Consider the following 20,217-nt stretch of genomic DNA (forward strand, 5'->3'; position numbering starts at 1 on the left):
CGTAAGTAAGGGGGATTAACATGGGAGAAGAGAGATTCACTAAGTTATTTAAAATAGATTGTGGAGATATATACTTGCAAGAGTTTACGGTCAAAGATGCAGAGAGTATTTATAAAATAGCAAATCAACCGGAAATAGCAAAATTTTTACCAGACTGGAAATCAACGAAAGAACAAAGGGTGGATTGGATTGCAGATTATGAAATACCAGCAAACAAAGCATTTCTTGATGCAGTGAAAACTACGAATAACATAGATAATTATATGTTAAAGCTAGGAATATTTAAGAAAGCTACAAATGAACTCATTGGATGGTGCTGCACAGGTATGAAAGAAGAACTCCCTTCACCAAACAGAGAGGTAATGTATGCTATCTCAAATGAATATCAAAATCATGGCCATGCTACAAAAGCGACTAAAGGTTTAATTGACTATTTGTTTAAAGAAACAAATTTAAATGTCCTTAACGCAATTGCTTTAATTAACAATGTAGCATCAAATAAAGTTATTGAAAAATGCGGGTTTATTTATAAGAGCCAACAGAGGATAGAAAATCAAATATATAATCATTATATATTGAGAAAATCTGAGTGGATAAAAATATAACGTTTGGTAGTAAAAGACCGATAGCAATCGGTCTTTTCTCATTTATATAATAAAGATTTATTATACATTATATTTCCTACTACTATACAATTATTATAAGATAGTTATGCGTTAATTTTAGTTTGAAATAATTATGTTGTCAGTTTTTTTAGAAATCTTACAAGCGTGTAAGGTAAATGAAAGATGAATCAATATGAGCTGTAAGACAATTCATTTACACTTTATAGTGAGCAGTGGAAATGAAGGGAGAATATACATGGAAATTTTACATGCAAAAAGTATTAGTAAAGTATATAAAGGGAAAGTACCTTATAAAGCATTAGTAGATATTGATTTATCAATTCAAGAAGGTGAATTTGTAGGAATTATGGGTCCATCAGGTAGCGGAAAAACAACGTTATTAAATATGGTATCTACTATTGATTCTCCATCATCGGGAGAAATATTTATTAATGACACAAATCCTTTTCAATTATCATCAGAAGAATTAGCGTTATTCCGCAGAAAACAATTAGGATTTGTTTTTCAATCATTTAATCTTCTTAGCACACTTACTGTAAAAGAAAACATCGTATTGCCGATGACTTTAGATGGTGTTTCCGTGCAAGAAATGAACAAGCGATTGGAAGAGATTGCAGAGAAGTTAAATATTACAGATATATTGAATAAAAGAACGTTTGAAATATCAGGGGGACAAGCTCAAAGGACAGCAATCGCTCGTGCGATTGTTCATAAGCCGCAATTATTACTTGCAGATGAACCAACAGGGAACTTGGACTCTAAATCTTCAAATGATGTAATGGAGATGCTGGATACTCTAAATAAAGAAGAAAAAGCAACGATGATGTTAGTTACACATGATCCGTATGCAGCGAGCTTTTGCAGCCGAGTAATCTTTATTAAAGATGGTCAACTATATAACGAAATTTATTGTGGTGAAAGCAGACAAGCCTTTTATCAAAAGATTATGGATGTCCTTTCTTTGTTAGGAGGGAAAAGGCATGACTTTTCGTCAGTTCGCATTTAATAATATTTTTCGTAATAAGCGTACATATGCTGCCCATTTTTTAAGTAGTGCATTTTCTATTATGATTTTCTTTACGTATGCTCTTTTATTATTTCATCCTGATTTACAAGGTGAGTTGAAATCGACAAGTGCAACAATAAGTGCATTTGGTACATTGGGATTTTCAGTTTCGCAAGGATTGATTTTTGTATTTTCATTTTTCTTCATTTTATATTCAGTTAGTTCGTTTTTAAAAACGCGTAAGAAAGAATTTGGCGTTTTAATGATGCAAGGTATGTCAATGAGACAGCTTAAGAAATTATTATTAATTGAAAATATGTTGATTGGACTTGGTTCAATTTGTATAGGGATTTTCATTGGACTCATATTTTCTAAACTAGTCTTATTGATAAGTGCAAGTGTATTAATGATTAATAATGGTTTACCTTTTTATATACCAGTGCGGGCTGTATTATTAACAGTTATCACATTTCTTTTCTTGTTTTTAATTGTTTCATTATTTACATTTAAAATGATAAAAGTAACGGAACTTGTGGAACTTATTCGAGCAGAGGAAAAGCCAAAACCTGAACCGAAATCTTCAGTTTTATTATCGCTACTTTCTTTAATTAGTATAGGGTATGGATATTTTTCAGTATTTCGCTTCATACCAAGTACCAATTTTATTACGCTTGGAATAGGTGTGCTCCTAGTAATTATAGGAACGTACTTTTTATATACACAGTGTAGCGTGTATATATTGCGCCTTGCTAAAAGGAGAGAATCTTTCTTTTTAAAGAGAACAAATATATTAACATTTTCTGAATTAATTTACCGTATGAAAGATAATGCAACGATGTTTTTTATAGTATCTATTGTTTCAGCAGTTGCATTTACAGCAATTGGTACAACAGCCGCAATTGGAAATAGGGATTTGGTAAGGATGACAAATCCGTATACATTTTTGTATGGAAGTTTTGAAAATGACAAAGTATTGAATAAAAATCTTTCTATTATAAAAAAGCACCTTTCTGATGCTAATATTCCGTATCGAATGGCTTCATCTTCATATATATACACAGAAAATGGCGTAAATGTAATGAAGTTAAGTGAATACAACGATCTTGCTAAAGCACTAGGCTATCAACAAGAAACAATTGAAAAAGAAGATGAAATTTTATTAATTCCTGGAGTCGTATCACAAAAACAAGAATTTAAAAATGGCGAGTATAAAAAGAATATAGAAGTCATTCAAGGTGACTGGACAAAGACATTTCATGTGAAAAAAGCTGTAGAAAATTTAGTTTTACCACACGATTCTAGAACTATTTATATCGCTGTTCAAGATCAGGTATATGATGGAATGCCTCTTACTAGTGACCCAGTTAATAAAGAAATTCCATATCGTACTTACGGATTTGTTGTAGATGATTGGATAAAAACGAAAGAGATTTCCAATCAATTAAAGAGTATATTTGATAAAGATCTTAGGGACAGAGATTTCTACTTTGAAGCTTTAACATTAAACTTGTTGGAAGCAAAGCAAAAGAATGGTTTATTACTTATGGTAAGTATTTTAGTCGGAATCGTCTTCTTTACATTTGCTGCTAGTTTTATTTATTTCCGATTATATACAGATTTGGATCGCGATCAGCAGCAATATAAAATGATTTCGAAAATGGGATTAAGTAAAGGTGAGTTAAAAAAAGTTGTAACGAGACAGTTATTATTAATGTTCTTTTTACCAATTGTCGTTGCAGTGATTCATACTGTAGTCGCTTATATAGCATTACAGCAATTAGTCGATTTTTCTATCATAAATAGCTCTATCGTTATTTTAATTTCATTTATATGTATACAAGTTTTATATTTCTTTATAACCCGTTGGCGTTATCTGCAAAAGCTTTATAAGGTTATGGAGCAATAGAATTTATTAGTTTGTAAGACTACAATAAAGTATGTAGAAAAATGAACTGTATGATGAAAGGAAACGAGATGAAAAGAACTTTAACTATTTTTATGTTAACGATACTACTATTAATAAGTTTTAGTGCATGTTCTAAAAAGGAAAATCCATTTCCTGCAAACGGTGTATTAATTATTGGAGATGAAAATAATATTTCACCAATTATTAATCGTTATCAGGAAATTACGGAAGAAAATGAAGTGTTTTCTGTGAAAAAAGGGGAAGTTGGAAATGGAAATGTCTTAATTTTAAATGAATCTACAGCACAAGCATTGATTAAAGAAAAACTTTTTCGAAAACAAGATAATGGCTCCAATTATATTATAGATACGTTACCGAAATTTCCAAAAGAAGGGGCGCTATTATTTACAAGTGAAGACAATAAGACTATGAAAAGTATTAAAATAGGAGAGGAAGAGATTCCTGTTACATACGATAGTGATGCTTGGATAGGTAACAATCGTAAATATTCAACGGAATGGTATATGATTGTAGCAAAAAATAGTGTTTATAAAGAAATAAAGGCAAATGAAATGAAAATGCATCTTCTTCATTTGAAAAAATCACTAGGTGACGAAAAACCTAAAATGTCGACAGATAATACATTGGTTAATGAAAATGTCAAAGTAAAAAAGTTAATTAAAGGTTTGGAAGGAGAAGTATCTTTTCACTTTGTAACGATTGGCGAAAAACCTTAAAAAAGAGTTCGAAGTTGATAAAAATTTCATCAGCTTCGAACTCTTTTTAGTTTATAGACAAATCAATTATTATGCTTTACATTACTTCATTTAATCGAGTCTCACTCGTTTCTTCAATCGCATTTGAATTTTGAACTGAATTATTTTGTGCTTCTTTTTCTTTACGAGCCTTTTGTAGCATTTCAAGTATAATCCATAAAGGAACACCTTTATCCTTTAACATCTTCCATAAATCTAATTCATTAAATTTATGTTCAGGCTGTTTCATTTCTTTTTCGGATGAACGAATATCGAACTTGATAGGATCATTTACTTTCTTACTTTCAAGTTTAGTAGAAGAGATAGTATTATGCTCAAGAGTAGATGGAGTTATTTTAGTAGGTTGAGATAATGTATGAATATTTGATCCGATTTGCATGCTTTTTTCCTCCTTTTCAAGCAATGAGATTAGTTTTCTTATGGTTTTTAAATCTTTTTAACATGAGGAAACTATATTTAATTATAAATTCTAATAAACAGATTTACAAGTTGTATTGTAAAAAGTAAATGTTTATTTGAATTAATATTTATCAACATCTGTATATGTTTTCTATATATACAACGTATATAAAATACTTTACATTATGTTTAAGTTATTAAAGTATTCTGTTATTTTTTAAAAAAGAAAAATGTAAACGTTTTATTAGGGGGAGAAAGTATGGGGAAGTTATTTTTAAAAATATGTTTTTTCGCATTAGTGACCGTATGTTCATTCGCAGCGAAAATATCATACGCTGAAGAGAGGCAACAAAATAATTATCCTATCATATTGGTGAATGGATTTGCTGGATGGGGTAGAGAAGAAATGCTTGGCGTAAAATATTGGGGTGGTGTTCATGATATACAGGAAGATTTGAAACGCAATGGTTATACGGTACATACCGCAGCTGTTGGACCTGTTTCTAGTAACTGGGATCGTGCATGTGAATTGTATGCACAAATTAGCGGTGGGACAGTAGACTATGGTGCAGTACATGCTGAGAAACATGGACATAATCGTTTTGGCAGAACTTATAGTGGTTTTGCGCCGAATTGGAGTGAAACAAATAAAGTTCATTTAGTTGGACATAGCATGGGTGGACAAACGATTAGAACATTAGTACAGCTATTAAAAGAAGGTAGTTTTGAAGAAAAGAATTATGTAAAAAATCACCCAGACACCAAAATATCACCACTATTTGAAGGCGGAAAATCATATGTTCATAGTGTTACAACATTAGCAACCCCTCACAACGGTACAACACTTGCGGATGGTAGTCTTCTACTGCCGTTCGTTAAAGATTTACTCATTACAGCTGCAAGCTTTGGAGGAAACAATAATTTATCATTATATGATTTTAAATTGGATCAATGGGGTATAAAGAAAAATGCTGGAGAGTCCTTTTTCCAATATAGTAATCGTATTCTAAATAGTTCACTTTGGAAAAATACAAAAGATATAAGTCAATGGGATTTAAGTACAGATGGTGCAAAGGAGTTAAATAATTGGGTAAAGACGCAACCAGATGTGTATTACTTATCCTATAGTGGGCATGCATCACAAGCAGCACCTATAACAGGTTTACATTTGCCTCATATAACGATGAATAAAGTGTTAATGGGAAATGCATTTTTCTTAGGTTCTTATGCGAGATATGAAGAAAACCGTCCGTTAGTTGATACTTCTTGGTGGCAAAATGATGGTGTAGTAAATACAAATTCTATGATTGCACCCTCTTCTAATGTTGCTGTAAATAATAATGAGTCATTACAGATTGGAAAATGGAATCATATCGAAACGAAAGCGAATTGGGATCATCTCGATATGGTAGGATTAAGTGTTTCAGACTCATTAGGTTTTTCTAGCATTCAAGAGTTTTATAGAACAATTGCTGAAAAGCTATCACGTTTACCGAAATAGGTAATAATAAAGCGCTCTCGATGGAATTCGAGAGCGCTTTATATTATATTGAAAGAGGGATTTGGTAGAAAAATATGGGGGGATATTATGAAAATTCAAGTTGTATTATCAGGATACGGAACAGTAGGTAGAGAGTTTATAAAATTATTAAATGAAAAATATTCATATATATATGAAACATATGGGATTCAATTAGTTGTAAGTGGCGTATTAGGGAGAAATATTGCGATACATAATGAAGACGGCTTATCACTTCATCATTTATTGATGTATGGTGGCGGTACCGCTGCAATTGAAAAATATTTAGAGTATCATCCGAAGGAACGTGCAACAACTAGCATAAGTGGTACTGTATTGGTAGAATCAACAGTTACAAATCTTAAAGATGGAAATCCAGGGAAACAATATATGAAACAAGCGATTGAGAAACAGATGGATATAGTAGCAATTTCTAAAGGGGCGCTCGTTACAAACTGGAGAGAAATAAATGAAGCAGCAAGAGGCGCCAATGTACGAATTCGATATAGCGGTGCAACAGCCGCTGCACTACCGACCCTAGATATCGGACAATTTAGTTTAGCGGGTTGCAGTATTGAAAAAATAGAAGGAATATTAAATGGAACAACTAATTATATTCTTACGAAAATGTATGAGGAAGATATGACATTTGAAGAAGCATTGAAAGAAGCACAAGATAAAGGAATTGCTGAGACAAACCCTATATTAGATATAAGTGGTTCAGATAGTGCGTGTAAATTGTTACTTTTGACAAACAGCTTAATGGGAACAGAGAAAACACTTACTGATATACATATAAAAGGAATCGAGCACGTTACAAAACAGCAAATTAGAAATGCTAAGGAACAACATAAAATTATTAAATTAATAGCATCAACATATAAGGATGAGGGGGGCAATGTCAATTTAAATGTTGAACCGTGCGAAATAGAAAAAAATCATCCGTTAGCAAAAGTAAATGGGACCGAAAAAGGAATTACGTTCTTTACAGATACGATGGGACAAGTTACTACAATTGGTGGGGCTTCTAATCCACGAGGCGCTGCAGCTGCAGCTTTAAAAGATGTAATTAACTTATATCGAAAAGATTTGTAAGACCGTACCGCCTTTTATAAAAAATACATATGTCGTGGACCTTTTGAGAATGAAATAAATATGCAAAAATGATTGCAGGGGGTAAGGAATTGTTTAAGGATTTTAAAGTTGTTAAAGATCGTCCCGTTTATATTCAATTGAAAGATTATTTGAAGAAGATGATTATGAAAGGGCATTTGCTCGGGGATCAAAAAATCCCATCAACAAGGGAACTAAGTGAATTACTAAGTGTGAGTAGAAACACTGTACTCGCTGCTTATGCAGATTTAGAGCAAGAAGGACTCATTTATGCAGTTAAAGGAAAAGGGAACTTTGTTGCGAAGGTGGATATATCTAACACTTCGTCTGTTGAAATAGATTGGAAAAATAAACTTAATACAGTGACCGCATTAGCGGATGAATTAGATTTAATGAAACATGGTGTTCGTTGGGAAAAAGGAATGATTGTTTTTAATAGTATAGCCCCGGATGAGAAGCTATTTGATGTTGAAAATTTCAAAAGAGCTTTTCTTACTCGTATGTCCATTGAAGGAGACATCGTATTGAACTACGGATATGCAAAGGGATATAGACCGTTAATGAATTATTTACTTCATTACATGGAAATGAAAGGTGTAGACATTTCGAATAAAGATATTCTAATTACAAATGGATTTACAGAAGGATTGGATATTGTACTCTCTTCTTTATCAAAAAAATCCGGGCGTGTCATTTGTGAGAATCCAACTCACCACGCTGCACTTAAGCTTTTCCGTTTACATGGACTTGAAGTTCATAGGATTGATATGCATGAGGATGGTATTGATACGAATGAAGTTGAAAAAAGTTTGCGTGAAAAAGATTTTGATTTTGCTTATTTAATTCCTTCTTATCATAATCCAACTGGTATTGTTACGAGTTCAGAGAAAAGGACGGAATTGATGAGGTTATTCTCAAAATACAAGGTTCCTATTATAGAGGACGGATTTAATGAAGAATTACGTTATTCAGGTTCACATTTAGCTCCATTATTAACTTTTGCTGGAGCTGGCAATAATGTGATTTATATTAGTAGCTTTTCAAAGGTACTTTTCCCTGGTTTACGTGTAGGCTGGATTATTGCAGATAAAGAGCTGATTCATTATTTAGAAAGCGTAAAAAGAGCAAGAACGATCCACACATCTACGTTAGATCAAGCTGTTCTGTTTCAATATTTACATGAGGGATATTTTGAGAAATATTTAAAAAAGGCAAGATCTGTTTATAAGAAAAAATATGAGTTAGCTGTCGGGGCATGTAACCAGTACATTCATTTCAAAAGAATGACTGGAGATGGTGGACTTCATTTATTTATAGAACTAGAAGAGCATATGAATGCCCGCACACTTTTACAAAAGTGTTATGAGAAAGGCGTTACGTTTTCACCTGGAGATGTTTTTTACTCTGATGGAGAAGGAGCGAACACTTTCCGATTAGGGTTTTCGCGCTTGAAAGAAGAAGAAATAGTTCGGGGAATTAAAATAATTGGTGATACAATAAAAAATGAAATTTGGAGTTGAGAAAATGAAAATCGGTGTTATTATGGGCGGGGTATCGTCTGAAAAACAAGTTTCAATTATGACGGGGAATGAAATGATTGCTCATTTAGATAAAAATAAGTATGAAATAGTTCCAATTACATTAAATGAAAAAGTGGATTTAATTGAAAAAGCGAAAGACATTGACTTTGCGTTGCTCGCGTTACACGGAAAATACGGAGAAGATGGGACAGTTCAAGGAACACTGGAGAGTTTAGGAATTCCTTATAGCGGAAGTAATATGTTATCTAGCAGTATATGTATGGATAAAAATATTTCGAAAAAGATTTTACGTTATGAAGGTGTAGAAACACCAGATTGGATTGAACTTACAAAAATGGAGGATCTAAATCTTGATGAGTTAGATAAGTTAGGATTTCCATTAGTAGTAAAACCAAACTCTGGCGGATCGAGTGTCGGAGTGAAAATCGTTTATAATAAAAATGAATTGATCTCAATGCTAGAAACTGTATTCGAATGGGATTCTGAAGTAGTAATTGAGAAGTATATAAAAGGTGATGAAATTACATGTTCAATTCTGGATGGAAAACAGTTACCTATAGTTTCAATTCGACATGCAGCCGAGTTCTTTGACTACAATGCAAAATATGATGATACTAGTACAGTTGAGGAAGTTATCGAACTTCCAGCAGAAATTAATGAACGTGTAAATAAAGCGTCACTTGCTTGTTATAAAGCATTAAAATGTAGTGTTTATGCAAGAGTTGATATGATGGTGAAGGACGGAATTCCATATGTAATGGAAATTAATACATTACCAGGGATGACACAATCAAGTTTATTGCCAAAAAGTGCAGAAGCAGCGGGAATTAGTTATAGCAAACTATTAGATATGATTATTGAAACATCATTAAAAGTTAGAAAAGAAGAAGGGTTTTAAGGGAATTATATAACTAATTTTTTGACAGTTTCACGAAGTATGCTATGATGAATACATTATAAAAACAAAATATTTATCCACTAGGGGGGCCTTTTATAGGCTGAGATCAAATGTGATTTTGAGACTCTTAGTACCTGATCTGGTTAATGCCAGCGTAGGGAAGTGGGAAAGACGTTGCTATTTAATGAGTAAATAAATACTGTCAATTTCACTTTCTTTACGCCTGTAAAGAAAGTTTTTTTATTTTACAGCTTTAATAATTGTGGATAAATAGTTATATTTTATATATTATTGGAGGGATTTAAATGACTTTTTCACAATCATTACGTAAAGAAGTAGATTCAATTTGGGAAGCGAGTTTTAACCATCCTTTTGTAAAAAAACTTGGCGAAGGAACGTTAGATTTAGCTAGTTTTCGTTATTATGTGCTTCAAGATTCATATTATTTGAGCCATTTTGCTAGAGTACAAACTTTAGGAGCTGCAAAAGCTCTTGAATTAGAGACGACAGCTCGTATGGCACATCATGCTCAAAATACATATGAAGCAGAGTTATCTTTACATGAGAATTTTGCTAAAAAGCTAGGGATAACAAAAGAAGAAAAAGATAATTTTATTCCTGCGCCAACTGCATATGCGTATACTTCACATATGTATCGTGCTGCGTATGAAGGGCATTTAGGAGATATTATTGCAGCAATTTTACCTTGCTATTGGTTGTATTATGAAATTGGTGAACGCTTAAAAGAGTGCCAGCCGGAAGAGGCAATTTATAACGAATGGATTTCTGCTTATGGATCTGATTGGTTCCGTACGCTAGTTGAAGAACAAATTACACGGTTAGATACTATTGCTGAAAAAGTAACAGAGGCAGACCGCAAGCGTATGAAACAGCATTTTATTATTAGCAGTCAATATGAATATTCATTTTGGGAAATGGCTTATACATTAGAAAAGTGGCCAGTGGATACAGACGTAAAAGACGTAATTGGATAAAGAATAGAAGTAATGTTATAGATAGGTGTGGATCATACCTATCTATATATTTTTTCTTGTCAAATTTGTGTAAAGTCATTAGTGCTACGGATATGGCGAAATAGAATATCGATAAGTTAGCTAATTTAATTGTCTACGAATTAACTGGATAAATTTCTGCCACATTTATTTTACATTCAAAAAACGTAAAGATTGGTGGTATGAAGTTAAATAAGAAAAGAAACCGGCTCTGTTAATTGTAATGGATTTGCTTTTTCTTTACGGGAATTGCTAAATCATCATGGAATGCTGTTCATACAATATGCAAATATGCATATTGTATCTTTTTGAGTTCTTTATGTGTTAAAATTAGATATAGAGATATGGGAATATAAAGAAGCAAAAGCAGGAATATCCAATGAATTTTGAGAGGTGTTATATGTTTACAAATAAGAAATTAATTCGATTTGGTTTATCGTTATTTGTATTTTTAGGGATAATTAATTTTACAATCAGCTATTTCCAAACATATCTTGAAACAGCAGCAGATATTAAATGGGTAATTCCAGAAATTTGGAAAACTATTTTGCTAGATGTTCCTCAAGGGATACTTGTTCTTTTAGGCGCAATTGCTTTATATGATTTCACAAAAGAGGCATCAAAAAAAGACGCATCAATCTAAATGTGTCTTTTTTCAATTAGCAATTTCATATAGAGATTTGCTGGAGAAATAGAATGAAAAGCCCTAATTAGGGCTTTTTTTGTTGGAATTTCTTAACCGTCATAGAAACTGGTCACTTGGAGGTGTTATAGCGAAAGCCATTTACAGTACAGAAAAATCTAAGCAGCAGACGGAAATATATAGGATATGGATCATAATTATTGAGAAATTAATTGAACTTAGTAAGTATGAAGATATGACGCTAGAATTCATATTTTTTAATTTTTATTTATCTCGCTATTTGCCGGGCAGTAAGCCCCCCACCTCAAAATTCAGCGGAAGCAAAGAAGTTAGGTAGGGAATGAACAAAACCCCACTGATTAAATTTTCACTTTATAAAAATGAGCCCATAGTAAAAATAGGTATATGAACAAGGTGCATCATCTAGTGATAAGTCATACTTTGTGGGTGTACGTATTGAACTTAGTTTATAGCGCTATTTCTACTTAGATGTAACGAACAGGAATATAGGGAAGTATTGATGAGGTTGTATTTTATAAACGGAGGTTATGAAAATGAATCAGTTTCAACAAGAACTACAAGCGTTAAGCCTTAATGATTACCGGTCTGGAAATATTGTCTATTGGGACCAGCAAAACCAATATCCGTATTACTATATTGAAGATGCTGCTCGTCGCTGTGGCGGTTGTGGTCGTTGTGGCGGTTGTGGTGGAGGTCGTTGTGGCGGCTTCCGTTGTGGTGGCTTCCGTTGTATTGGTTGCTTCGGTTGTTTTGGTTGTGGAGGTTGCGGAGGTTGTGGCGGCTGTGGTGGTTGCTCTAACTGTTTTGATGGTTTTACTGATACTACCGGTACTATTGTAACGTATGAATATTGATAACATCTATCTTGCTAGTTGCGGGTAGTAACATCCCCAAAAAAATTCAGTGAGAGCAAAGAGAAGTTAGGTGGCGGACTGCCCATAAAATCCCGATTGGTGAGAGCTGATTAAATTTTCACTTTATCAATTAAAAAACATTAGTTATATATGTACGTGCCGACAAAGAATATAGCCATTATTCATGGATATATTCAATCATTCAAGTAAAAGAGTAACAATAAGATATATAGATGTAATCAAGATGTGATGGATAAAGCAATGACTAGATTTAAAATCTAATCATTGTTTTTTTCTTATGGTTTTATCATTAAATATCTGTCTAGTTTGGGCATTGCTTCCTTCTAGCTAATGATTTTATTACAACCGTGTAAGGTTAATGTAATGTTAATCGATAGTAAAATAAGTTGCTTGAGTGTATTTTAAATAAGATTAAAAAGTACTGTTTATCTATAAAATAATTGGGTAAATAATATGTAATTAGGAAGTGTATGAATATGGTTGAACTAAAATCTATTTTCCATTCGTATAAACTAAAGAGAAAAATAGCTAAAGATTTATACGGAAAAAGAGATGAATTATCACTGTTATTAAATGAATTTAATAATATGAAATGTACAGTAACATCTGAAAAGAAGAAAAACAATATGTTATCTCGTTTGCAACTAATTTATGAAAATATGAAATTAGATAAGCAGTATCCTCTATCAGTTTCTTTTGATAGTAAATTATTGGAGCGATTAGAAAAAGAATCTCTACATACTATTGAGGATGGTGTAACATGTCTACATTTAATGTTAGATATGAATTATGAAAAAATAAAACAATATGGGTCGGGTACAAGTAGGTCATTCGTTCCATTATCGCAGTCTTCTATTTGTCTCGCTGATTGTATTTGTTTAACAGGATTTGTAGTAGGTTTACTAGGAGCAATTTCATTTGGAGCATTACTGTTATCTATATGTTCAGTCACATAACGCTTAATATTTGTAAAGAGAGCACCGATTTAAGGTGTTTTTTTAGTTTTTTGTAAATTTATTGTAAATGATAAGTACAATATACCAATTAAATTGTATAATTCAAATGTATTAAAATATAAATGTAAGGGGGCTGTATATGATAATTACTTTTAATTTTTAAAAGAGTCATTTTGATAATGTTTTGTTTAGATAAATAGTTTTTACTTTTCTTTTAAATACTTCGTTTAAATGAATTAGATTAAGTAATTATTGTTCTAGCTTTTTGATAATCAAGACAATCGAAGAAAGGAATCATTTTATGAAAAAATTAAGGCTGTTAACATTTGAAAATATAGTAGAACCCCTTTTAAATGAAGAGGTATCATTTATATACTTTCCTATTGAATGGCTGGACATCGTAGAGATACATTATAAGACGTTTTTATTAACGAGTAAGTTGAAACGTTTGAATAAAAGATTATATGATATGTTTTCGGATATATTGTTTATTCAGCATAATCCGTACGTATTAAATGAAAATATACCATGGATTGTATCAAAAGAACCTATTAAACAAGAGCAACTCGATTATATTTTTCAAAGTTGGTATGAGATTATTCATGATTGGAAGCCAAATAGATTAGTAGAACCACCAAAATATGAATGGCAATCCGATTTGATTTCTAATTTGCCAGTACTACATGATAATGAAACGTATTCTAAGTGGGTACCCGCTTTAATCTCACATATTTTTTGTGAGCGTCCTATATATTTAGAAAATACAAATGAAGAAGAAATCTATTTTTCTCCTCTTAGATCACAAAATATTTGTGAGGCGATGTCAGAGCCGATAAAAGATGAAAAAACACAAGATTTTTTCTCCTATGTATATCGATTCCAATGCATAACCCGTGGTGGTGAGAACGCTCCATTATTAAATATTTCAATAGGGATTCGGAGATTTTATCAAGAATATAATCATCCAGATATTCCTTTACTTTTAAGACGGAAACGAGGCATGATATTGATTTCTACCTCAGAGTTTGCGTCAAATAATAAAAAAATACGGTTTGTAAAACTAAAAATACAACAAGCTACAACCGGTATGAAATGGATTAAAATATTTAGAAATTTAAAAGATGATTTTCAAATAGGGGGAGAGGTGGATTTAGACCATATTCTCCAATATCCGAAAGATTATATTGTAGGGGAAAATAAAAGGGTGTTATTTCCATACAATGAGAGAATTTATAAAGTTCAAGGTACTAAAATAGAACCGGGTATAAAAGTAAAGGAAAGAGAGTATTTATTTAAAGAATTTCAGCGTAAATTCTCTTATTTCACAATACTTCCAGAATGTAAAAAGATAGCAACAAATAACAAAAATGAATTATTTCCTTTATTTGCACCAAAAGGATTAGAGACATTAACATTAGAAGTTTGGTCTGAAAATATAGTGCTGGAAATAGAACAAGCATTACTTGAGAGTCAAATTGTTTTGACTAAAGTTGGTGAAAATTCTTATGTTTTGAATACAGATTTTCCAGTGTTATTAAAGATTGTGAGATACAATATTGAAAAGGTGTTACAAAATCCATATAAAATGCAATATTGCCAAAAATATAAAACAAATCTTGTAGATGATGTTACGAAAGCTGTCTATGCTACCGCGGGCGAGCGCAGTGATGCGACATTAGCATTAATCGCATTGAAAAATTGTGATGGACGAGAAAAAATTGATCCAAAACAAATCATTAGAGAGGGATTTGCACGAGCAAACCGTATTTCAACATTTATTAATTTATTTATAGGCCAAAGTGTATCTCGTAAAACAATTGTAAATAGTGTTTTTAGTTTATTAGAGCAAAAAGGATTTTTGAAGCGTAGTTGGAATAAGATAAATTTACCTTGTATATATGTTAATTTATCAATTGAACGAATATCGAAATTTGATTTCTTACCTATTCTTTCAAAAATAAAAGGAAAAGAAATTTTATATAAATTATATGGGAATACAGAATGGCAAACGATTGATTACGTATTATTAAATATAAATAAACATAATGCATTTTTACCACAACCATCAAAGAGAAATGATATGGGAGCTCTTTTTAAACAATATGTTTCCGAAACATTAATGGAAATTGTACAATATGCAAAAGAACAAAATGAACAAGTTTATTTCATTGTAGATGCAAATTTGAGAAGGTATTGGATAAAAGAGTTACAAAATAAAGAAATTAATACAGATATTTTACCTGAAATTGTTCCAGAGGTGTTAAAGGTTCCAAATTTAAATATTATTAGAATAAATACAGGTTTTGATGTACCAAGTTACGGTTTAATAGAATGTGATGATGCTTTAGATAGCATTGGCTTATATGCAGATCAAAAAGGGATGTATTATAGCACTGGTGAATATTCACTTAATTGTAGTGGGATTTTTCAGCGATATATACTTGAAATTCTACCATTAGGTGTAAAACCTGTAGAAAGGGATTATATCGCTAAAATGATACATTACATGTGCTGTAATTCTAGTATGCTTTCGAAAAAGAATGTACACATGACATATTCCATGCATATGGAAAAGGTAATAAAGAGTTATATTACTGACATAGATGCAAGAGAGTTTAAAGAATTTGATGATGAATTGGATGTAGATGTAGTAAAAGTAGAAAAGAAAGATTCAATTATTCTACTTTAAATACTAGTAAACAAATCCTGCTCGTTATATCGATCAGGATTTGTCATTTTTTTATGTAAATAAGGATATCCTTTGTCAAGTATCTTTTCGTTTACATATTTACTTTATGTGCAGACAGGATTAATATGTTTTTTAGAAATACAAAAACTATTTCATATGGAAAAACGATTTTTATTAATTGAAAAAATTTGAAAGGAATGGGGAATTGTGAAGAAATTAGATGTGCTCTTAATGCTACTGAGTGGCCTCTTTCCAATTGCAGGACTTACAAAGCAAATCCCTCTAGAACAATCTATATATATTGGAGGGCTTTTATTTTTTACTAGTTTCGGTAGTTATTTTGCTAAAAAGATGTATTCACGTATATGCAGTTGGATAGCGTATGCGCCATTTATAACATTACTGTTAGTTATTTGGCATCAGGATATTTCAACAAGCTCAATCATAGCAAATGCGAAAATTGCTGCATGTGTCGCGTTAATTCCATGTTTATTCCGTTTTCGTACATATGGACTTACTTTGGGCTTATTCTCATTATGGGCCGCTTTACTATGGGATATAAAAGAAGTACAGTCGTTAGTCATACTTGAACGCATAACGAGTTTAATGACAAGCCATTATGTATATATATTACTATTAATTGGAGGACTTGTAATAGGAGGATTACTTGCGATGTTCATTCACCGCAAAGAGAAAGATAATAATAAAGAAAATATAAATCTACTTGGACCAAAAAAGAAACGCAAAAGATTATCATTTAAGATTCGTCTTCCAAGATTACCGAAATTAAGGATGAAACTATTTAAGTTTGGTGGGAAAGAATCTAAAAGTAAAATGCCAGAAAAAATCCATGAGTATAAGTACGAAGAACCAGTTGCAACATATGAAATGACAGAGCAAATAGATCCATACAAAGAAAATGCAGTTCAAGGTCAAACAAGGATGGAACGCCGAAGAAATAGGTATAATGCATAATGAAGTTTAATAACCCCGTAATGACTTATCTTAATATTGATAAATCATTACGGTTTTTTTATGTAATGAAATGAAGGTTGCTATTGCGGAGGGGAATAGCATATTTTATAGATAGGAACTAAAATAAGGGGAGGATAAAATGCTTATCATTACATATATATCTGCTTGTATATTATTCTTAGTTAGCTTTTTACATGTATATTGGGCTTTCGGAGGTAATTGGGGGACAAATAGTGTTATTCCAACTAAATCAGGGGAAAAGGCGTTTACACCTCGCACCGGAATGACATTGTTCATTGCATTATTATTAAGTATGGCAGCAATAATTTTGTTGCAACAAGCAAATATTGTTCATTTTGCAGTTCCTAATGTTATTATTCAAGTCGGTTCCTGGATTTGTATGATTGTCTTTTCTATTAGAGTAATTGGTGAGTTTAACTATTTTGGTATCTTTAAACGACAAAAAGATACGCACTTTGCAAGAATGGATACGGGTTTATATATTCCACTTTGTGCATTTTTATCTTTATCTTTCTTATTAGCAATAATTTTGTGAGTGAATAATAGTAGTTTCTTTTCTCAACATATATGTAAACGTGAGAAATCTAAGAGTAAATAAAAAGGATGTAAGCGCCTTCTTGTCGAAATGTAAATTATTATGAAAGGCGGTGACACTATGAAGTATGTAAAAGTTAGTATGAATGGTGGAAGTGAACATAAATTCTCAATGACTTTAGATCGGTTTGAAGAACTTATTACTACAGAGAATGGGATATTAGAAAATAAATTAGTATGTATTGAAAATGTAATGATTAATCCTACTAATATATCTTCTGTAGTTGAAAAAATTGGTGTACCGGCTAAGTTTATGGAAGCTTAAAATGTTAGATAAAAAACATCCATTGGGGATGTTTTTTAATTTATAAATATGAAATTGTACAGTGAATATTTGATTAGATTTTTTAGCAATGACTATGCATATATTAAGTACCTGAACATGGTGCTTAATATATGCACGAAATAATAAGTACAAGCATATAGTATTAAGTAGGACAAGATCTTCGTGTCCTACTTAATACTCAGAAAAAACCTCTAATCACATAAGAGCATCCAATTGCAGGGTGCTCTTATTTTTTATGAAAATCTACTACGAGCCTTATTTTATAGTAGGATGCAATAATAAATAGCTATTTTGAAATAGTGTTTTTTAGCCTTTAATTTTAAATTTATCTTTAACGTTAATAAATATTAAAAATAATATGATAGCAGAAATTAAGTTAGATAAGTAGAAGTTTTGATGAAACAGTAGTTCAAAGATGACATCGGAAGTAACGAATAAGGCAATAGCAGGTAGTATGCAAATAAATATAAATCTCCAATTTTTTAAGTAATGTTTATAATTTGTAAGTACTTTATCCATAAATATAGCTCCTATATTTTTGTTTTTATATAATTATACATTTAGATACAAGGATTTTTAAAGTAAAAATATTTAGCAATTCAAAAATATAAGGAGAGCTTTTGTTGAAAATCCAGATTGCTGTAGTAATCTGGATTTAACTTTAAAGAACTATACTAAAATGATACACTATAATCTACGTTATTTTTGAATTGAATAGAGGGATTTGTGTGATAGATAAAATTAAAAATGCTGTAGAGGATATGTACGAAGATGAGGCTAAAGATTTACTTCAAAGTATTCTCATACAGTTAAACTTATTAGAAGAAAACTATACTGAAGATACAATTAAAAATTTGATGGATATTCCGAAACAATTAACAAGTAATCCTACTTATAAAAGGAATGTAAAAGAAAGTATGCACGTACATATTGCTTTTGATGATTCAACGGCTGGTTGCTTAAAATATATGTTAAGTCAAGAAGAATTATTTGAAGAGAGTGTTGTTGCTTTTTCGGAATTCTTTTCAATTGGACCGATATATAGGTTGCATACGAATGAGGGGCAACTAGCAAGACAGAAGTGGTTAATAAATAACTTAACAGCTTATGATAGTTATTTTGAAGAAGAATATTTATCAAGATTTATAGCAACTATAGAAGAACTACATACTATTCCTGTTGAAACGCCTATTACAATTTGGAAGGCTGATAATGCACATGAACATGTAGGCCTAAGTTTTGTAATGGCACAATTAAAGGATAAGAAAAACATTCGAGTTATTAATACGTCTGAAGCAAGTAGAGAAATATTAAAACAAGAGTATGATATTCGTGGAACGGGAGAATTACCACCTGAAAGTTTAGCTCTATTCCAAAAAAGTTTTATAAAGCTACCTTATTTAACTGAAGAGAAGCGCATGAAGTTTGAAAATGAGTGGGATAGATTATCGGAAAGCATAGAATGTTTAAGAGTGTGGAAAGAAAATGAAGTGCATTCTGTACAGGAAGATTATTTTGATCAATTTATAATTGAATGCGCGAAAAGTGTGGGTGCTGATCGAGAGTTCCTCAAAGCTCCTAGAGTAATTGGTGAAGCACTTGGTCTTGTTGAACAATTGGTTGGAGATACTTTCTTAGAATATCGTTTGAAACAATTAATTAAACAAGAAGTATTTGAATTTGAAGGTTCGTTAGATGAAATGCGTTTTTATAGTGTGAAGTTAAGGAAATAATAAACACATTCTATTTTTGAAAGGCTCGTATTTTTAATAATACGAGCTTTTTAAGTTGAATTTGGGCTATACATAAGCTTCCCAGAGAGGGCATATCACATATGAATGGTAAAGGTAATGAATGAAAAGAAGGTGATTTGTTAATATGTATAACCAACAAAATTATCCATATGATCAAGCGATGTATTATAATCCACATGACTACGGGTATGAACCTACAAATGAAGTGAGAGATATTGAACAAGAAGATTACAGACCAGATGATGCGGAAGATGCTCCAACGTCACCACCACCGTCACAGGCGCCGTCGTTACCGTCTACATTTGCTTCTCCGGCTCAATCAGGTAATATGAAATCATGGATGTGTAACTGTCTAGGAAGATGGGGCTATTTACGCTTACATCGTCCTGGTCCTTTCGGAAGGGACTTATGGTTTTTTCCGACTGAAGTGAGAAGAAATGGAGTGTCAGGTTACACGTGGCAAGGTGGTCGTCGTCGTAAAGTAAGTTATCGCTATCAACAAATTAGTAATTTTATGTGCTTCGCATAAAGAGAAGTGGGAGAGTGAAACGATTTTACTCTCTCACTTTTTTATTTTTCAATATACGAAGTAAGATTTTGATTAAA

Annotated in this window: 20 protein-coding genes and 1 riboswitch; of the genes, 18 read left to right on the forward strand and 2 right to left on the reverse strand. The window is 31.7% G+C overall.

Going from position 1 to position 20,217, the window contains the following annotated elements; translation table 11 throughout:
• Window positions 1-20: 20 nt before the first annotated feature.
• From MHB52_RS13300 to MHB52_RS13315, 4 genes are all read left to right on the forward strand, one after another.
• Window positions 21-605, forward strand: coding sequence for a GNAT family N-acetyltransferase (locus MHB52_RS13300; RefSeq protein WP_000503530.1), 585 nt, complete (start codon window positions 21-23; stop codon window positions 603-605).
• 256 nt (window positions 606-861) lie between these two features.
• Window positions 862-1,632, forward strand: coding sequence for an ABC transporter ATP-binding protein (locus MHB52_RS13305; protein ID WP_000404273.1), 771 nt, complete (start codon window positions 862-864; stop codon window positions 1,630-1,632).
• The gene (locus MHB52_RS13310) at window positions 1,607-3,538 is read left to right on the forward strand and encodes an ABC transporter permease (protein WP_044797372.1); all 1,932 of its coding nucleotides are present in this window, start codon (window positions 1,607-1,609) and stop codon (window positions 3,536-3,538) included. Before MHB52_RS13305 ends, MHB52_RS13310 begins: the two co-directional genes overlap by 26 nt.
• A gap of 50 nt (window positions 3,539-3,588) precedes the next feature.
• Entirely contained in the window at window positions 3,589-4,275 is a 687-nt protein-coding gene (locus MHB52_RS13315; protein WP_000975419.1) for a lipoprotein BA_5634 family protein, read from the forward strand.
• Window positions 4,276-4,351: 76 nt separating this feature from the next.
• On the opposite strand, the gene MHB52_RS13320 is transcribed toward MHB52_RS13315, so the two are convergent.
• Window positions 4,352-4,693: a DUF3914 domain-containing protein gene (locus MHB52_RS13320; RefSeq protein ID WP_001165518.1), complete on the reverse strand. Its 342-nt coding sequence runs from the start codon at window positions 4,691-4,693 to the stop codon at window positions 4,352-4,354.
• A 279-nt stretch (window positions 4,694-4,972) separates the two neighbouring features.
• On the opposite strand from MHB52_RS13320, the gene MHB52_RS13325 reads away from it, so the two are divergent.
• The 12 genes from MHB52_RS13325 to MHB52_RS13380 all read left to right on the forward strand — a co-directional run bounded on the left by MHB52_RS13325 (window position 4,973) and on the right by MHB52_RS13380 (window position 17,836).
• Entirely contained in the window at window positions 4,973-6,214 is a 1,242-nt protein-coding gene (locus tag MHB52_RS13325; RefSeq protein WP_061662919.1) for an esterase/lipase family protein, read from the forward strand.
• A gap of 87 nt (window positions 6,215-6,301) precedes the next feature.
• Window positions 6,302-7,327 carry a homoserine dehydrogenase gene (locus tag MHB52_RS13330; protein ID WP_061662918.1) on the forward strand — a complete coding sequence of 342 codons (1,026 nt, stop codon included), beginning with the start codon at window positions 6,302-6,304 and terminating at the stop codon, window positions 7,325-7,327.
• A gap of 89 nt (window positions 7,328-7,416) precedes the next feature.
• A complete protein-coding gene (gene pdxR / locus MHB52_RS13335) occupies window positions 7,417-8,865 on the forward strand; it encodes a MocR-like pyridoxine biosynthesis transcription factor PdxR (RefSeq protein ID WP_061662917.1) in 1,449 nt (482 codons plus the stop codon).
• Between the two features lie 4 nt (window positions 8,866-8,869).
• A complete protein-coding gene (locus MHB52_RS13340; protein ID WP_001999863.1) occupies window positions 8,870-9,784 on the forward strand; it encodes a D-alanine--D-alanine ligase in 915 nt (304 codons plus the stop codon).
• Window positions 9,785-9,856: 72 nt separating this feature from the next.
• A riboswitch (TPP riboswitch) is annotated at window positions 9,857-9,962 on the forward strand.
• A gap of 127 nt (window positions 9,963-10,089) precedes the next feature.
• Window positions 10,090-10,779, forward strand: coding sequence for a thiaminase II (gene tenA / locus MHB52_RS13345; RefSeq protein WP_000144508.1), 690 nt, complete (start codon window positions 10,090-10,092; stop codon window positions 10,777-10,779).
• A 397-nt stretch (window positions 10,780-11,176) separates the two neighbouring features.
• The gene (locus MHB52_RS13350) at window positions 11,177-11,440 is read left to right on the forward strand and encodes a DUF3937 family protein (protein ID WP_002101034.1); all 264 of its coding nucleotides are present in this window, start codon (window positions 11,177-11,179) and stop codon (window positions 11,438-11,440) included.
• Window positions 11,441-11,994: 554 nt separating this feature from the next.
• Window positions 11,995-12,315 (forward strand): heterocycloanthracin/sonorensin family bacteriocin, encoded by a 321-nt coding sequence (locus tag MHB52_RS13355; protein WP_001071364.1) that lies wholly within the window; start codon window positions 11,995-11,997, stop codon window positions 12,313-12,315.
• A 491-nt stretch (window positions 12,316-12,806) separates the two neighbouring features.
• Window positions 12,807-13,292, forward strand: a complete 486-nt coding sequence (locus tag MHB52_RS13360) for a hypothetical protein (protein WP_001999865.1) — start codon at window positions 12,807-12,809, stop codon at window positions 13,290-13,292.
• Between the two features lie 301 nt (window positions 13,293-13,593).
• Complete coding sequence (locus MHB52_RS13365) at window positions 13,594-15,981, forward strand: RNaseH domain-containing protein (RefSeq protein ID WP_016117987.1); 2,388 nt, start codon at window positions 13,594-13,596, stop codon at window positions 15,979-15,981.
• Between the two features lie 207 nt (window positions 15,982-16,188).
• Window positions 16,189-16,956: a DUF3959 family protein gene (locus MHB52_RS13370; RefSeq protein ID WP_000732185.1), complete on the forward strand. Its 768-nt coding sequence runs from the start codon at window positions 16,189-16,191 to the stop codon at window positions 16,954-16,956.
• 139 nt (window positions 16,957-17,095) lie between these two features.
• On the forward strand, window positions 17,096-17,512 hold the full coding sequence (locus MHB52_RS13375) for a DUF3995 domain-containing protein (protein WP_016117988.1): 417 nt from the start codon (window positions 17,096-17,098) through the stop codon (window positions 17,510-17,512).
• 120 nt (window positions 17,513-17,632) lie between these two features.
• Complete coding sequence (locus tag MHB52_RS13380; RefSeq protein ID WP_000878369.1) at window positions 17,633-17,836, forward strand: hypothetical protein; 204 nt, start codon at window positions 17,633-17,635, stop codon at window positions 17,834-17,836.
• Window positions 17,837-18,163: 327 nt separating this feature from the next.
• Here the strand turns inward: MHB52_RS13380 and MHB52_RS13385 are convergent, their stop codons facing one another.
• The gene (locus MHB52_RS13385; RefSeq protein WP_000362070.1) at window positions 18,164-18,376 is read right to left on the reverse strand and encodes a hypothetical protein; all 213 of its coding nucleotides are present in this window, start codon (window positions 18,374-18,376) and stop codon (window positions 18,164-18,166) included.
• A gap of 209 nt (window positions 18,377-18,585) precedes the next feature.
• Between MHB52_RS13385 and MHB52_RS13390 the strand changes: the two genes are divergently transcribed.
• Window positions 18,586-19,590, forward strand: coding sequence for a DUF1835 domain-containing protein (locus tag MHB52_RS13390; protein ID WP_016117989.1), 1,005 nt, complete (start codon window positions 18,586-18,588; stop codon window positions 19,588-19,590).
• Window positions 19,591-19,735: 145 nt separating this feature from the next.
• On the forward strand, window positions 19,736-20,140 hold the full coding sequence (locus MHB52_RS13395) for a hypothetical protein (protein ID WP_000282681.1): 405 nt from the start codon (window positions 19,736-19,738) through the stop codon (window positions 20,138-20,140).
• Window positions 20,141-20,217: the final 77 nt, after the last annotated feature.

Origin of the sequence: Bacillus sp. FSL K6-0073 (assembly GCF_038006085.1) — a bacterium.
Classification (GTDB): Bacteria; Bacillota; Bacilli; order Bacillales; family Bacillaceae_G; genus Bacillus_A; species Bacillus_A cereus.

Excerpts from the sequence above, each read along its gene's own strand:
- MHB52_RS13300 (WP_000503530.1), top strand. The coding sequence starts at position 21 with ATGGGAGAAGAGAGATTCACTAAGTTATTTAAAATAGATTGTGGAGAT.
- MHB52_RS13305 (WP_000404273.1), top strand. The coding sequence starts at position 862 with ATGGAAATTTTACATGCAAAAAGTATTAGTAAAGTATATAAAGGGAAA.
- MHB52_RS13310 (WP_044797372.1), top strand. The coding sequence starts at position 1,607 with ATGACTTTTCGTCAGTTCGCATTTAATAATATTTTTCGTAATAAGCGT.
- MHB52_RS13315 (WP_000975419.1), top strand. The coding sequence starts at position 3,589 with ATGATGAAAGGAAACGAGATGAAAAGAACTTTAACTATTTTTATGTTA.
- MHB52_RS13320 (WP_001165518.1), bottom strand. The coding sequence starts at position 4,693 with ATGCAAATCGGATCAAATATTCATACATTATCTCAACCTACTAAAATA.
- MHB52_RS13325 (WP_061662919.1), top strand. The coding sequence starts at position 4,973 with ATGGGGAAGTTATTTTTAAAAATATGTTTTTTCGCATTAGTGACCGTA.
- MHB52_RS13330 (WP_061662918.1), top strand. The coding sequence starts at position 6,302 with ATGAAAATTCAAGTTGTATTATCAGGATACGGAACAGTAGGTAGAGAG.
- MHB52_RS13340 (WP_001999863.1), top strand. The coding sequence starts at position 8,870 with ATGAAAATCGGTGTTATTATGGGCGGGGTATCGTCTGAAAAACAAGTT.
- tenA (WP_000144508.1), top strand. The coding sequence starts at position 10,090 with ATGACTTTTTCACAATCATTACGTAAAGAAGTAGATTCAATTTGGGAA.
- MHB52_RS13350 (WP_002101034.1), top strand. The coding sequence starts at position 11,177 with ATGAATTTTGAGAGGTGTTATATGTTTACAAATAAGAAATTAATTCGA.
- MHB52_RS13355 (WP_001071364.1), top strand. The coding sequence starts at position 11,995 with ATGAATCAGTTTCAACAAGAACTACAAGCGTTAAGCCTTAATGATTAC.
- MHB52_RS13360 (WP_001999865.1), top strand. The coding sequence starts at position 12,807 with ATGAATATGGTTGAACTAAAATCTATTTTCCATTCGTATAAACTAAAG.
- MHB52_RS13365 (WP_016117987.1), top strand. The coding sequence starts at position 13,594 with ATGAAAAAATTAAGGCTGTTAACATTTGAAAATATAGTAGAACCCCTT.
- MHB52_RS13375 (WP_016117988.1), top strand. The coding sequence starts at position 17,096 with ATGCTTATCATTACATATATATCTGCTTGTATATTATTCTTAGTTAGC.
- MHB52_RS13380 (WP_000878369.1), top strand. The coding sequence starts at position 17,633 with ATGAAGTATGTAAAAGTTAGTATGAATGGTGGAAGTGAACATAAATTC.
- MHB52_RS13385 (WP_000362070.1), bottom strand. The coding sequence starts at position 18,376 with ATGGATAAAGTACTTACAAATTATAAACATTACTTAAAAAATTGGAGA.
- MHB52_RS13395 (WP_000282681.1), top strand. The coding sequence starts at position 19,736 with ATGTATAACCAACAAAATTATCCATATGATCAAGCGATGTATTATAAT.